The organism is Rosenbergiella collisarenosi, from assembly GCF_018494085.1.
In the GTDB taxonomy this organism is placed as follows: Bacteria; Pseudomonadota; Gammaproteobacteria; order Enterobacterales; family Enterobacteriaceae; genus Rosenbergiella; species Rosenbergiella collisarenosi.
Genome location: NZ_JABBFP010000001.1, coordinates 491118 through 505989, shown reverse-complemented (window position 1 = coordinate 505989; position 14872 = coordinate 491118). Strand labels below are relative to the sequence as shown.

The window sequence follows — 14872 nt, the reverse complement described above, 5'->3', positions numbered from 1 at the left end:
GTACGGACCAACACCTTAACACAAAAAGCGTTTACCGCCAATTTTCAGTAATATCTTAATCCGCTTGCTTACGTAAGAACGCCGGAATATCGAGATAATCTGGCTCTTTATTAGGCTGTGAGCCTGGTTCGTTAACTACCTTCGCCGCGGGTTTGGTCTCTTGAGGTAACGGAGTCAAACCGTGTTGCTGGTAACGATGGTCGACCACAGGCTGCGAGTTATTCTTGTTGGTAACTAGGGTAATTTCAGGACGTTTATCCATACCAATACCTGTTGCCACAACCGTTACACGTAGCTCGTCGTTCATCTCAGGGTCAAGAGAAGTCCCGATCACCACGGTTGCGTTATCTGAAGCAAACGCGCGGATGGTATTACCGACCGTTTCAAACTCGTCAAGACGAAGATCGAATCCAGCAGTGATGTTGACTAAGACGCCGCGTGCACCAGACAGGTCGATATCTTCTAACAGCGGGCTTGAAATCGCCATCTCTGCAGCTTCTTCAGCACGATCTTCACCGCAGGCAATACCGGATCCCATCATGGCATAACCCATTTCAGACATCACAGTACGCACATCGGCAAAGTCGACGTTCATCAGACCTGGGCGAGTAATCAGCTCAGCAATACCCTGTACCGCACCTTTAAGTACATCGTTCGCTGCACCAAAAGCATCTAGCAAAGAGATACCGCGGCCCAAGACTTTAAGTAACTTGTCATTCGGGATAGTAATCAGCGAGTCGACATGCTTAGACAGTTCAGCAATACCTTGTTCAGCAAAAGCCATACGCTTTTTGCCTTCAAAGTTAAATGGCTTGGTGACCACTGCTACTGTCAGAATACCGAGGTCTTTAGCCACTTCAGCAACCACTGGAGCTGCGCCCGTGCCTGTACCACCACCCATACCTGCTGCGATGAATACCATGTCGGCACCATCTAATGCTGCACGTAACGCCTCGCGATCTTCTTCCGCTGAGTTACGTCCAACTTCTGGGTTCGCGCCTGCCCCTAATCCTTTAGTAATGTTATTACCGATTTGGATTGTTTGGCCGACTGCTGTTTTACGTAATGCCTGCGCATCCGTATTCACTGCGAAGAACTCAACACCTTCGATACGTTCACGTACCATGTGTTCTACAGCATTACCACCACCACCACCGACGCCGATGACTTTAATCACCGCATCGTTGGTTAATTCCATAGGTTCAAACATGATTACTCTCCGTTATGTGCCTGTTGCCAGAGGATCACTTAGTACGCTTAGAATGATCCTCTTGAATCAAAATTAAAACTCTTTTTTTAACCAACTGTTAAATTTTTTGAACCAAGTACTGACTGGCGAGTGTTTTGAAGACTCAGCCTCATCACCCAAGTGAGATTCCTTGCCGTAATGTAAGAGGCCAACAACCGTTGAGTAGTAGGCTTCTTGCGCGTAATCGGTCAATCCTGTGATATTTAAGGGCTGCCCAATTCGCACCTGAGTGTGGAACACACGCTGCGCGCAGGCGGCTAAGCCTTCAATTTGCGCAGCACCACCGGTCAGTACTATCCCCGCCGCTAAGTGGTGTTTAACCCCTTGTTGGCGAAGCTGCTCTTGTAATTCAAGAATCTCGTCGTTGACCAGATTCAGTAATTCGGTATAACGCGGCTCGATTACTTCCGCTAAAGTTTGGCGCTGTAAGCTGCGTGGAGGGCGTCCTCCTACACTTGGGACTTCGACGTTTTCATCTTTCCCAACGATTGAACCTAGCGCGCAGCCATGACGTACTTTAATAGCCTCTGCATCAGTGGGAGGTGTACCAAATGCATAAGCAATATCACTGGTCACGACGTTCCCTGCATAAGGGATCACTTTAGTGTGACGAAGCGCACCGCCAGTATAGACCGCCATATCCATCGTGCCTCCGCCAATATCGACGACACAGACACCAAGCTCGCGCTCATCTTCCGTCAATACGGCATAACTCGACGCAAGACCGGCGAAAATCAGTTGATCGACCTTTAGGCCACAGCGTTCTACCGCTTTAACAATATTTTTCGCCATATCGTTGTGACAGGTTATCAGATGTACTTTAGCATGCATCCTTACCCCAGATAAACCGACTGGGTTTTTAATCCCTTCCTGATAGTCGATGGCATATTCTTGCGGGATAACATGTAAAATACGATGTTCGTCTCTTACCCGGACGGATTTAGCTGTATGAACGACGTTCTCTACATCATCCTGGGTAACTTCCTCTTCCGAAATCGGAACCATCCCGATTTCATTCTGACAACTAATATGTTTGCCCGATAATGAGAGATAGACAGAGGAAATTTGGCAATCAGCCATCAACTCTGCTTGGTCAATCGCCCGTTGTACACATTTTACAACGGACTCAAGATCGTTTACACCGCCCTTATCCATTCCGCGTGAAGGACAGCTACCAACGCCGATAATGTTAACCATACCATCGGGCAGAATTTCCCCTACCAAGGCAGCAACCTTGGCGGTGCCAATTTCAAGTCCTACTACCAGTTTTCTGTCCGTTGCCTTGATCATTGTTGTTTAGCCTGTGCCTGATTTTGTTGCTGATTACCTACTTGCGTATCTACGGGTGCGGGGCCCCATCCAACTGCGGCGCCCGAATCGTAACGAAGATCGACATAACTGATCGTTTTATTATCAGCCTGTGCCTGTTTTACGAGCTCAGGATAAAGCGTGATAAAGCGTTGCAACCGCTTATCGTCTGCGCCTCTACCCAACTCAATTCTTATGCCATCACTCGTGATCAGCTGCCAAGAGTGGCGCGCTGTCATTGCCGTTGCCTTGAGCGTTAAATGAACCTGATGCAGCCTAGTTGCCATCTGATAAAAGGCGTCCATCACCTCTTTCTCACTACCCTCTGGGCCATAGAGTAATGGCATGTCTTGCTTCGGCGCGCCGGGATGGAAAGGCAGCGTGAACGAGATACCCGAAGCATCTACAACATGCTGGTCATTCCACCTTGCAACGGGAACATATTCAACCAGATGAATCTTTAATTCGTCCGGCCACTGTTTACGAACACTGACCTGTTTAATCCAGGGCAACCTTTCAAGCTGTTGCTGAATAATATCGACATTCTGCGACATAAAGGTGCCAGGAGGCCCTAATGACAGTATCGCTTGGCGCACATCGTCATTCGAGGTATAGCGTTTTTCGCCTGTCACGACGAGCTTTGAGAGCGGCAGCCGTGATACATCATTCATCCAATTAACGACCGCGATGCCACCAAACACGATGGTACCAATGACCATCAGAAGAAACACAACGCCAAAAAGACGAGTGCCATTACTGCGACCAGAACGTAAACGTTTCTGCGTTTCTTTATTTTTCGTATTCAGTGCAGCCTGAGACATATCAGTCTGTTTACTCCAGAATCTGTTGAACAAGCGGCGATATAACGTTTCCCGCTTGCTTAGCTACCATAAGGATCACTTCGTATGGGGCAATAGTCATCGAGAAGTTATTCTCCATCGACTGAAAATGACCATGACTCTTGGGCATAATCCTTGTTATCTCCGATCCTTGGCAGCTAATGGTGGGCCACTTTAGCCCTGCTAAATGTGTTAGGGTGGCTAATTCGAACAGTCAGTCCTAACCGGCAAAAATATCGTTTCTCATCAAAAAGATATTTTGCATCATAATCATTAAATTCATTAATAGTCTGAATCTGTATTGAAGGCAATATTTTGTCACCAATTATTGCAACAGACCATTGATTCCTGCATAAAAAACCTTCAGTTGCCCATTAACTTCATGACTTGCCACTAAACTTCATACGATACATATGGCTAAAATCATAAAATAGGTCCTGCACGTTCAGACTGGCCCCACTGAGCTAAAAGGTTAAAAACGCTACGCTCGAGCAGCGTCTTCACAGAATATATCATCAGGAGAAAAAGCCCCTCCCCCGCCGCTAGGGTGCATTACGTTGCAAAGATATGATTCAACTCATTAACGGGTATCGATTCCAATCGTCTAGAGAGAATACTTCTTCAGTCTCTCGTGAGTAGAGGGAGCAATTCTCCCCCTAACAATAAACACGTATTTTTTATGAGTTAGCCAACAACGCAGGCTTGCTCCAATTATCAGCTAACTGCCGCGCAATCCGCCCTACCGTTCCTGCACCTTGTAAAAGCACCAAGTCATTCCCACTTAAGGTCGGTGCAAGAAACTCTAATAATGCATCCTGATCAGTAATGAGTATCGGCTCGACTTTACCGCGTGAACGTACTGAACGACATAGCGCTCGGCTATCTGCCCCTGCAATGGGTGTTTCACCGGCAGAATAGACATCAAGCATCAACAATACATCAACATTCGATAAAACGTTGGCAAAATCATCAAATAAATCACGAGTTCGAGAATAGCGATGGGGTTGGAACACCATGATCAGTTTTTTATCTGGCCATCCCGCTCGGGCCGCCTTGATCGTTGCATCGACTTCAGTGGGGTGGTGCCCATAATCATCCACGAGCATTGCGCTGCCATCCGGGCCATTAACGGCTTCGGTGGCATAATCCCCCAAAACATCAAAACGACGCCCCGTCCCTTGGAAACTCTCTAGCGCGGAAAGGATGTCACAATCTTCAATCCCTTCTTCGCTCGCTACGGCTATCGCTGCAGCAGCATTCAGCGCATTATGACGGCCTGGCGCATTTAAGGTGACCGATATTTTGGGTTTATCTTGACGGTAGACCGTAAACTGGCCCGTCGCGCCATGCTGTTGATAATCATCTATTCTCACGTCAGCATCCGCACTAAATCCATAGGTCGTGACCTGCCGCCCAACATCGGGGATCAGATGGCGAATAACCTCGTCGTCAACACAGAGCACAGCCCGACCGTAAAAAGGTAGATTATGTAAGAAGTTGATAAACGTCTGCTTAAGATTCTCGAAGTCACCCTGATAGGTATCCATATGGTCGGCTTCGATATTAGTAACAATCGCCACCATCGGTTGTAAGTGAAGAAATGAAGCATCACTCTCATCAGCTTCAGCAATCAGGTAACGACTGCTACCCAATCGGGCATGCGTTCCCGCCGCTTTAACGAGCCCACCATTAACGAACGTGGGATCGAGTCCCCCTTCAGCATAGATACTCGATACCATCGCAGTTGTCGTCGTTTTACCGTGTGTACCGGCTATCGCGATACCATGACGAAAACGCATTAGCTCCGCGAGCATCTCCGCACGGCGAATAACCGGAATACGTGACTCGCGAGCGGCCACTAATTCTGGGTTATCTTCAGCGATAGCGCTAGAAACAACGACGACACTGACACCCTGAATATTTTCTGGGCTATGGTTAAAGTAGACGGTGGCTCCTAGGCCAACCAAATGTTTCGTTACCGCATTAGGTGCCAAGTCTGATCCACTAATTTGGTATCCTTCGTTGGCCAGCACCTCAGCAATACCGCCCATACCCGCCCCACCAATCCCAACAAAATGGATGTGCTTAACCCGTCTCATTTCAGGCACGATAGAACGTAACTTCGCTAATTGTTGAGTATTCATGAATAACTTCTTACCTATCACTTACGAGGGGACAAAACGTCGTCCCTAAAATTAATGTGCGACAATGCGTTTAATTTCTTGAGCTACGCGTTGTGTTGAATCGCGAACCGCTGTTTTTTGCGCGTCTTCAGCTTTAACGAGTAAGGCTTTACGATCCCAGTTTTGGAGACACTCGATCACCGCCTGCGCCGTAAAGTGAGGTTGCTCTAAGATTACCGCCGCGCCCGCTTTCTCTAATGACAACGCATTCCAATACTGTTGTCTGTCCTTATGAGGGAAAGGTACGAAAATGGCTGAGACTCCCGCGGCGGCGATCTCGCTCACTGTTAATGCCCCTGAGCGGCAGACTACAACATCAGCCCAAGCGTAGGCCGCTGCCACGTCGTCAATAAATTCGGTAATTTTATGCTGACCGACGCCGCGCTGTTGATAATCTTGCTCGACCGCGGCTTGGTTACCTTTTCCAGTTTGATGCCAGAAAATCACGCTATTTCCTAGGGCTTGCGCCACCTCAGGCAGTTGCTGATTAAGAATTCTCGCTCCTTGGCTACCGCCCATAATCAGTACTCTCAATGGCCCTTCTCTCTCCTGAAACCGCTCAGTCGGCGATGGAAGCGCGAGAACGTCTTTACGAACCGGGTTACCGACAACATCGGCGTGCGCAAAGGCACCTGGGAAAGCCTGTAACACCTTACGGGCAATTTTAGATAGCCACTGATTTGTTAGGCCAGCGATACCATTTTGTTCATGCAGCACGACCGGCACGCCACAACTCCACGCAGCCAAACCACCCGGGCCAGAGACATAGCCGCCCATCCCTAATACAATATCCGGCTGCCACTGCTTGATGATTTTACGCGCCTGCCGCCAAGCGGAGAAAATACGCCACGGCGCTTGTAGCAGGGCCTTAGCCCCCTTGCCACGCAGGCCGTTAATTTTTATAAACTCGATCTCGATACCATGCTTAGGGACTAAGTCAGCTTCCATTCTGTCCGCCGTTCCAAGCCAGCGCACTTCCCAACCCTCTTCCATTAATTGATGAGCAACCGCGAGCCCTGGAAAAACATGTCCTCCAGTGCCTCCTGCCATTACCATCAGCTTTTTACTACTCATCGATTACCTCGGGTTACTGCGTGGGCTTTCGCTAGGCGCGTTTCAAAATCGATGCGCAAAAGCAGGACGATTGCCGTAGACATAATAATTAAGCTCGATCCGCCGTAACTAATAAGTGGCAACGTCAGACCTTTGGTTGGCAACATTCCCGCCGCCGCACCAACGTTAACCAGTGCCTGGAAACTAAACCATACGCCGATCGCACACGCTAGAAATCCAGAAAAACGTTGGTCAAGTTCTAAGGCTTTGCGTCCAATGGACATCGCACGAAATGCCACAAAGAATACCATTAATAGCGCGAGAACCACACCAAAATAGCCAAGTTCTTCGCCGATAATTGCAAAGATAAAGTCGGTGTGCGCCTCGGGGAGATATTCAAGTTTTTGTACAGAATTCCCCAGACCTTGCCCCCAAAACTCACCACGGCCAAAGGCCATTAGCGACTGGGTTAATTGGTAGCCACTTCCGAAAGGATCTGCCCAAGGGTTCCAGAACGAGGTTACGCGACGCATCCGGTAAGGCTCGACCATGATCAGCAAGACCACCGAGAATAACCCGCAACCGATAATGGCTAAAAACTGCCACAGCTTGGCACCGGCTAAGAACAGCATCGCAAGCGTTGTCACAAACAATACGATAACCGTACCGAGATCGGGCTGTGCCAGTAGCAGTACCGCGAGAATGACCATGACTCCCATAGGCTTTAAGAAGCCCCAGAGATTACTTCTCACCTCTTCAACTTTGCGGACTAAATAGCTCGCTAAGTAACAAAATAATGAGAGCTTGGAAAACTCAGCCGGCTGGATACGCAGTGGTCCCAATGCTATCCACCGCGATGCCCCGTTTACTGAGCTACCGACAACCAACACGACTAAAAGCATGACGACCGAGAGGAGCAGCATGACGTTGCTGTACTTCTGCCAAAATGACATCGGTAAACGCAGCGTCACTAATGAAATAGCCAAGCCTAAGCCGAGATAAAAAGCATCCCGTTTGGCAAAGTAGAAAGGATCATCGTTCATCCGTTGCCCCACAGGGACAGAGGCCGACGTAACCATCACAAAGCCGATAATCGCTAAGCCAAACGTTAACCATAATAGGGTACGGTCATAGAGCACTACCGAAGAGTTATCTTTCTCTCGCGATCCCATTACCCAATCTTGTATCCGTTCTGAGAGCGCAGCAATACCACGCCCCAACATCCTCAGACCCGGGATATGCATTAGCCCAACTCCTTCGCGAGCGCCGCAAATCGTTCGCCGCGCTGTTCAAAATTTTTAAATTGATCGAGGCTAGCACAAGCGGGCGATAGCAGTACCACATCACCCTTGCTCACCTGCTGACTGATCGCGTGCATCGCGTCATCGAGTGTATCCACCTTAACGGACACGTCAGGACGTAATGCGTATAACAATTCCGCATCTCGACCAAAACAGTAAACCTTTATATTGTTACCTTGTATTAATCGCTCAAGAGGCGAAAAGTCAGCAGATTTCCCATCGCCGCCGAGCAGCAGCCACAGTGTGCCCTGACATTTCATTCCTTTGAGTGCCGCCTCCGTACTGCCAACATTGGTCGCTTTCGAATCGTTGATCCACTCAACGCCCGCGTGGCGATGCACTAACTGATAACGATGTGCTAGTCCGGTAAAGGTGGTCAACGCTTTGAGACAACTGGCTCGCGGGACACCGACGGCTTCAGCCAGCGCCAATGCGGCGAGGGCATTGGTCAGATTATGCTGGCCAGTGATCGTCATCTCGTCGCTATTTAAAACCTTCTCGCCCTTGGCGCGTAACCACGTTTGCCCCTGCTGCTGATTAAGATGGTAATCGCCAAAGGTGACGCCGAAGCTAATACAGCGTGGATCAACGCCGCGTACCGGCATCGTCATCGCATCGTCGACATTAACGACACAGTGCTTAGCGTGCTCATAAATACGTAATTTTGCAGCACGGTATTGTTGGAAGCCAAGGGGATAGCGATCCATATGATCTTCAGTGACATTTAAAATTGTCGCAGCAGTGGCTCGCAGGCTATGCGTCGTTTCTAATTGGAAACTGGATAATTCTAGTACATAGAGCTGTACCTGGGGATTAAGTAGCGATAACGCAGGTAGCCCAATATTCCCCCCGACAGCCGTCTGCCACCCCGCCGCGCGGGACATCTCTCCCACTAGGCTCGTCACCGTACTTTTACCATTTGAACCGGTAATCGCGACAATCGGTGCCTGGGCTTCACGACAAAACAGCTCGACATCGCCAACGATCTCGATGCCTTCTGCGGCAGCAGCACTCACCGCGGGATGCGACAAAGCCACCCCAGGACTAAGGACAATAAGGTCGGCGGCAAGTAGCCAGTGCACATTAATGTCACCGACCCAACGCTCGACCTGTTTAGGCAATTTATCAATACCAGGTGGATTGCTACGGGAATCAATAACCTTCGGTACAACACCTCGTGCCATAAAAAAATCGACACACGAAAGCCCGGTAATACCTAAACCGACGATAACAAGCTTTCTACCTTGGTAATCTGCCATGATTAACGCACCTTCAGCGTAGCGAGACCAATAAGCACCAACATCAAGGAGATAATCCAGAACCGAACAATGACACGCGGCTCTGGCCAGCCTTTCAGTTCATAGTGGTGGTGAATAGGTGCCATACGGAAAATACGTTGGCCGCGTAATTTAAAGGATCCGACCTGTAAAATGACCGATAAGGTTTCAACCACGAATACGCCACCCATAATCACTAATAAGAACTCTTGGCGGAGTAGTACGGCGATAGTACCCAGCGCGCCACCGAGCGCGAGTGAGCCAACATCCCCCATAAAGACTTGTGCTGGATAGGTGTTGAACCACAAGAATCCGAGCCCGGCACCGACGATTGCCGTACAGACAATGACTAACTCACCCGCATGGCGCAGATAAGGGATATGAAGATATTCAGCAAACTTCACATTTCCTGTTGCCCAAGCGACCAAGCCAAAGCCTGCCGCAACAAATACCGTTGGCATGATCGCAAGGCCATCAAGCCCATCAGTCAGGTTTACCGCATTACTGGTTCCAACGATGACGAAATAAGTCAAGAAAAGATAAAGTAAGCCTAATTGCGGCATAATGTCTTTAAAGAATGGCACTACTAGCTGTGTTGCCGGGGTATCTTTACCGATGGCATACAGCGTAAACGCCACGCCCAAAGCGATCACCGACTGCCAGAAATATTTCCAGCGCGCAATTAAGCCTTTGGTATCTTTACGTACGACCTTACGATAATCATCGACGAAGCCGACGATCCCATAGCCTACGAGTACGAACAATACACACCATACATAGGGGTTTGAGGGATAAGCCCAGAGTAACACCGATATCGTAATGGAGGTGAGGATCATTATCCCACCCATCGTCGGCGTACCACGCTTACTGAAGTGTGACTCAGGTCCATCGTTACGGACGACTTGACCAATCTGTAACTTTTGTAGCCAAGCAATCAGCTTCGGTCCCATCCACAGCGAGAGAAAGAGAGCCGTTAACAGGCTGACAATGGCACGAAACGTCAAATATGAGAAGACGTTAAATCCTGAATAAAATTTAGCCAGATGTTCGGCTAGCCAAACTAACATACGTCTTTCTCCTGTAAAATTGCGACTATGTCTTCCATCGCAGCGCTGCGTGATCCTTTCACTAACAACGTTACGTTTTTAAATTCTTCGATTAATTGTTGCGCACGCGCGGCAAGTGCTGCTTTTGTTGCAAAGACCTCACCGACTTGGCTCTCTTGCGCAATCCAATGGCTATACTCACCCACAGTTAACACCTTATCTACCGCAGCATCCTTCAAGGCGCTACCGACTGCACGATGGCATGACTCGGTATCACTGCCTAGTTCACCCATATCTCCAGCGATCATAATGCGATAGCCAGGCATTGACGCCAACACCTGCGCCGCTGCAGTCATGGAGCCAACGTTCGCATTGTAAGAGTCATCGAGGAGAAGTACGGTATCTGAAAGCGTGATCGGGAAAAGCCTTCCCGGCACCGCGGTTAATGTCTTCAGCCCCTGACGAATTGCACTTAACGGCGCGCCGACGGCTTGCGCTAAGGCCGCAGCCGCAAGCGCATTGGCAATATTATGACGTCCAGGTAATGGCAGGATAATCTCGCAGTCGCCATGAGGGGTATGGAGCTGAAAAACCGTTCCTGCCACTGTCACGGCAATATTCGTGGCAAAATAATCTGCACTCCCCTGCTCAGCCGCTGAGAAGGTTAATACTTGTTTATCGTCGAGGACGGGTTGCCAGTTCTCACGGTCGTGGCTCTGTGCATTTAAAATAGCGATACCCTGTGGTGGCAGGCCTTGAAAGATCTCACCTTTCGCCTTAGCAACGCCTGCAAGCGAGCCAAATCCCTCTAAGTGTGCTGCAGCGAGATTGTTCACTAGAGCCGCGTCGGGTTTCACTAAATGGGTGGTATAGGCAATCTCACCTTGATGATTGGCCCCCATTTCAATCACGGCATAACGATGTTCAGGGGTCAGACGTAGTAGTGTCATCGGTACGCCGAAATCGTTGTTAAGGTTGCCTGCCGTATAAAGTGTTTCACCACAGAGCTTTAGGATCGCAGCGGTCATCTCCTTCACCGACGTTTTCCCCGATGATCCGGTTAATCCGACGACTTTTGCAGGGACTTGCTGGCGAACCCATGCGCCGATTTTTCCAAAGGCGATACGCGTATCCGCCACCACTATCTGCGGAACGCAAACATCGAGACGGCGGCTAACCAGCAACGCACCTGCCCCCGCCTTGATCGCTTGTTCTGCGAACTGGTGGGCGTCAAATCGCTCACCAATCAAGGCAACAAAGGCACTCCCGTCAACAATTTCGCGGGTATCTGTGGTGAGATGAGTCAGCGTGATATCTTCACCTATCAGCTCACCCTCGGTAATCGACGCGAGTTGTCTACTCGTTACTGGGATCATGCCATCATTCCTAAAAGAGTCGCGACCGTCTGGCGGTCTGAGTAATCGATACGCTGCTGCCCGATAATTTGATAATCTTCATGGCCTTTACCGGCGATCAACACGATATCGTTTTCAGCCGCCTGCTGGAGGGCCATTGTCACAGCCTGAGCCCGACCTGCAATCACTACTGCGCGGCTAGGGTCCACCAGTCCAGAGAGAATATCGCGGGTGATCGTTGTCGGGTTCTCACTACGCGGGTTGTCATCGGTGATGATCACACGATCGGCAAACTCCTCGGCGATAGCCCCCATCAGCGGGCGTTTACCGCTATCGCGATCTCCACCACAGCCGAAGACACACCAGAGCTGACCCTGACAGTGTTGACGTGCAGCATCTAAGGCCTTTTGGAGCGCATCGGGCGTATGGGCATAGTCGACGACTGCCGTCGCGTGTCCAGCCTGCTTAAAGACTTCCATCCGCCCACATACTGGAGAGAGTTGCGCGCACGTGGCCGTCAGTTGCGCTAGCGGATAACCCAATGCTAATAGCGTTGCCAAGGCAAGCAATAGATTACTGGCGTTAAACTCCCCCATCAGGGCGCTGACGCACTCGCCTGCTCCCCATGCGGAATCGAATTTAATCGTTATCCCTTCATCCCGATAAGATATCTCGGTCGCGCTCAACCATAAGCCATGACGCTCAGAGAGGCTTAACCCACGACAGCTTACTGCAACGGCATCGGTAAGTGTTTCCAACCATTGTTGACCGACGTCGTCGTCAGCATTAATGACGCTAACGCCGACCTCATGTTCCGTAAACAGGGATAATTTTGCGGCCGCATAACTTGCCATATCACCATGGTAATCGAGATGGTCGCGGCTGAGGTTGGTAAATACGGCAGCGACAAAGGATAGTGCGGCAACCCGGTGCTGCACCAACCCGTGAGAGGAAATCTCCATTGCCGTCAACGTGGCATGTTGGGCGGCAAACTCTGCGAGTGTACGCTGTACATCAATCGCCGAGCCGGTAGTATTCTCAGCGTCGGTAAGCTGACCATAAAGCCCATTACCGACGGTTCCCATTACCGCGCTCGATTCTCCTAGCAGCGATACCCACTGAGCGAGTAGCTGGGTAATGGTGGTTTTACCGTTAGTGCCTGTTACTCCAACTACGCGCATTGCATCGAGGGGACGGGCATAAAAACGCCCTGCTAATGCCGATAACCGCTCGGCTAATTGCGCGAGATAAATGACGGGTACGCCCTCAAGGTGGCGGATTTCTCCATCGTTTGCAATGCCTTGCGCGTCGGCTATCACTGCGACGGCGCCTTGTGAAAGGGCTTGCGAAATATATTGTCGTCCATCGGTGCTGTGACCGACGACCGCGACAAATAAATCGCCAGCTTGCACTGCTCGGCTATCAAGTGTCATCGCCTTCAGTGCTTGCCGAGGCGTATTGGGTACCCAAGGTGCTAAGACCTCCTGCAGGTTACGATCGGTCACTTGATCCCTCATTCGTTGTCGTTAATTCTTTGTTCTCAGTCGCCAGTGCATCGGGTTCGACATTCATTGTGCGTAAAACCCCGCCCATAATGGCACCGAATACCGGTGCAGAGACGGCGCCGCCATAATATTTTCCACCCTGAGGGTCGTTGATAACCACCACTAACGCAAAACGTGGTCGGCTCGCAGGCGCTACACCCGCAGTGTAAGCAATATACTTATTGACGTAATGGCCGTCAGGTCCCACTTTTTTTGCGGTCCCGGTTTTAATCGCGATACGGTAGCCTTTAATAGCAGCTTTAACGCCACCGCCACCAGGTAACGCGACGCTCTCCATCATATGGACGACGGTTTTTACCGTCGCCTCATCGAAGGCGCGCGTTCCCGCAACCGGTGGCGACACTTTAGTAATCGAGAGGGGACGAGCTACCCCATAACTACCAATCGTCGCATAGACGCGTGCTAATTGTAGAGGCGTAACCATCAACCCATAACCAAAGGAAAACGTAGCACGTTCGATATCCGACCAGCGCTGTTTATGCGGATAGATCCCTTTACTCTCGCCCACTAGACCAAGGTTAGTTGGCTGACCTAGCCCAAAGTGGCTATAAGTTTCGACCAGCGCCGAAGAGGGCATGGCGAGGGCTAAACGTGATACGCCGACGTTACTCGATTTCTGGAGTACACCGGTCAGCGTCAGCTCATTGTAGCGTGCGACATCTTTAATTTCGTGGCCATTAATCCGATAAGGTACGGTATTGAGCACGCTCCCTGGATGAACTACCCCACGTTTTAATGCGGTCATAACGACCATTGGTTTTACCGTTGATCCCGGTTCAAATATATCGGTGATCGCTCGGTTACGAATTGTCTCGCGCGGCGTATTACTCAAATTGTTCGGGTTATAGGCAGGGCTATTGGCCATCGCCAGCACCTCGCCAGTATTCACATCTACCAGCACCGCCGTCCCTGACTCCGCCTTATTGAAGGCCACGGCGTTATTCAGTTCACGATAAACCTGCGCTTGTAGTCGTTCATCGATACTCAAGGTCAGGTTATGGGCCACACGGCTATCGGTCGATGAAATATCTTCAATCACTCGCCCTTGCCGATCCTTACGCACCGTTCTTGCCCCAGGGGTACCGGTCAGCCATTTATCGAAGCTTTTCTCGACGCCTTCAATCCCTTGGCCATCAATATTCGTAAAGCCGATGAGGTGTGCGGCGACCTGCCCCGCAGGGTAGTAACGACGCGATTCCTCTCGCAGATTGATACCTGGAAGCTTTAGTTTTTGAATATAGCTACTGACTGCAGGATTGACCTGGCGAGCAAGATAGACGAAACGACCTTTCGGATTGGCATTTATTCGCGAGGCTAGCTGGTCAAGTGGAAGCGATAGCGCATCGGCTAACGCCTTCCAGCGGTTATCATAGCCAATGCCGCCCTGAGCATTGACCTCTTTAGGGTCGGCCCAAATGGCACTTACCGGCACACTGACCGCAAGAGGCCGCCCGTTTCTGTCACTGATCATACCGCGTGAGCTAGGAACTGACTGCACCCGTAATGAGCGCATATCGCCTTCCTTGACTAACCGTTCAGGCTTGACCACTTGTAGCCACGCGACACGCGATAATAGTCCGACTAATGCCAGTAAAATTCCGCCGCATAACAATGCAAAACGCCAACGTATGAAGTTGGCTTTGATTTCTTGCTTTTTTGTTTTCAGCGTTTTTTTTGCGCCGGCCATCAGTTTTCG

General features: G+C 50.2%; 11 protein-coding genes. All 11 read right to left on the bottom strand.

The genetic code is table 11. From position 1 onward, the window contains the following. Positions 1 to 55: 55 nt before the first annotated feature. The 11 genes from ftsZ to ftsI all read right to left on the bottom strand — a co-directional run bounded on the left by ftsZ (position 56) and on the right by ftsI (position 14863). Positions 56 to 1210, bottom strand: a complete 1155-nt coding sequence (gene ftsZ / locus HGT70_RS02230; RefSeq protein WP_214194775.1) for a cell division protein FtsZ — start codon at positions 1208 to 1210, stop codon at positions 56 to 58. Between the two features lie 72 nt (positions 1211 to 1282). After that, positions 1283 to 2539: a cell division protein FtsA gene (ftsA, locus tag HGT70_RS02225; protein WP_048911514.1), complete on the bottom strand. Its 1257-nt coding sequence runs from the start codon at positions 2537 to 2539 to the stop codon at positions 1283 to 1285. Then, positions 2536 to 3378 (bottom strand): cell division protein FtsQ, encoded by an 843-nt coding sequence (ftsQ, locus tag HGT70_RS02220; protein WP_071434173.1) that lies wholly within the window; start codon positions 3376 to 3378, stop codon positions 2536 to 2538. Before ftsQ ends, ftsA begins: the two co-directional genes overlap by 4 nt. 695 nt (positions 3379 to 4073) lie before the next feature. After that, complete coding sequence (murC, locus tag HGT70_RS02215; protein ID WP_214194774.1) at positions 4074 to 5540, bottom strand: UDP-N-acetylmuramate--L-alanine ligase; 1467 nt, start codon at positions 5538 to 5540, stop codon at positions 4074 to 4076. Between the two features lie 51 nt (positions 5541 to 5591). Then, entirely contained in the window at positions 5592 to 6653 is a 1062-nt protein-coding gene (gene murG, locus HGT70_RS02210; protein ID WP_214194773.1) for an undecaprenyldiphospho-muramoylpentapeptide beta-N-acetylglucosaminyltransferase, read from the bottom strand. Continuing rightward, positions 6650 to 7876 carry a cell division protein FtsW gene (gene ftsW / locus HGT70_RS02205; protein ID WP_071434168.1) on the bottom strand — a complete coding sequence of 409 codons (1227 nt, stop codon included), beginning with the start codon at positions 7874 to 7876 and terminating at the stop codon, positions 6650 to 6652. Before ftsW ends, murG begins: the two co-directional genes overlap by 4 nt. Beyond that, a complete protein-coding gene (gene murD, locus HGT70_RS02200; protein WP_214194772.1) occupies positions 7876 to 9192 on the bottom strand; it encodes a UDP-N-acetylmuramoyl-L-alanine--D-glutamate ligase in 1317 nt (438 codons plus the stop codon). Before murD ends, ftsW begins: the two co-directional genes overlap by 1 nt. Before the next feature lie 2 nt (positions 9193 to 9194). Then, positions 9195 to 10277, bottom strand: coding sequence for a phospho-N-acetylmuramoyl-pentapeptide-transferase (mraY, locus tag HGT70_RS02195; protein ID WP_071434164.1), 1083 nt, complete (start codon positions 10275 to 10277; stop codon positions 9195 to 9197). Further along, on the bottom strand, positions 10271 to 11632 hold the full coding sequence (gene murF, locus HGT70_RS02190; RefSeq protein ID WP_214194771.1) for a UDP-N-acetylmuramoyl-tripeptide--D-alanyl-D-alanine ligase: 1362 nt from the start codon (positions 11630 to 11632) through the stop codon (positions 10271 to 10273). The genes mraY and murF overlap by 7 nt, the downstream gene beginning before the upstream one ends. Further along, positions 11629 to 13116, bottom strand: a complete 1488-nt coding sequence (gene murE / locus HGT70_RS02185; RefSeq protein WP_214194770.1) for a UDP-N-acetylmuramoyl-L-alanyl-D-glutamate--2,6-diaminopimelate ligase — start codon at positions 13114 to 13116, stop codon at positions 11629 to 11631. Before murE ends, murF begins: the two co-directional genes overlap by 4 nt. Further along, positions 13103 to 14863, bottom strand: coding sequence for a peptidoglycan glycosyltransferase FtsI (gene ftsI, locus HGT70_RS02180; protein ID WP_071434158.1), 1761 nt, complete (start codon positions 14861 to 14863; stop codon positions 13103 to 13105). Before ftsI ends, murE begins: the two co-directional genes overlap by 14 nt. Between the last annotated feature and the right edge of the window lie 9 nt (positions 14864 to 14872).

Coding starts and splice junctions, on each gene's coding strand:
- murF (WP_214194771.1), bottom strand. CDS start 11,632: ATGATCCCAGTAACGAGTAGACAACTCGCGTCGATTACCGAGGGTGAG.
- ftsI (WP_071434158.1), bottom strand. CDS start 14,863: ATGGCCGGCGCAAAAAAAACGCTGAAAACAAAAAAGCAAGAAATCAAA.
- ftsA (WP_048911514.1), bottom strand. CDS start 2,539: ATGATCAAGGCAACGGACAGAAAACTGGTAGTAGGACTTGAAATTGGC.
- ftsW (WP_071434168.1), bottom strand. CDS start 7,876: ATGCATATCCCGGGTCTGAGGATGTTGGGGCGTGGTATTGCTGCGCTC.
- mraY (WP_071434164.1), bottom strand. CDS start 10,277: ATGTTAGTTTGGCTAGCCGAACATCTGGCTAAATTTTATTCAGGATTT.
- murG (WP_214194773.1), bottom strand. CDS start 6,653: ATGAGTAGTAAAAAGCTGATGGTAATGGCAGGAGGCACTGGAGGACAT.
- ftsZ (WP_214194775.1), bottom strand. CDS start 1,210: ATGTTTGAACCTATGGAATTAACCAACGATGCGGTGATTAAAGTCATC.
- murD (WP_214194772.1), bottom strand. CDS start 9,192: ATGGCAGATTACCAAGGTAGAAAGCTTGTTATCGTCGGTTTAGGTATT.
- ftsQ (WP_071434173.1), bottom strand. CDS start 3,378: ATGTCTCAGGCTGCACTGAATACGAAAAATAAAGAAACGCAGAAACGT.
- murC (WP_214194774.1), bottom strand. CDS start 5,540: ATGAATACTCAACAATTAGCGAAGTTACGTTCTATCGTGCCTGAAATG.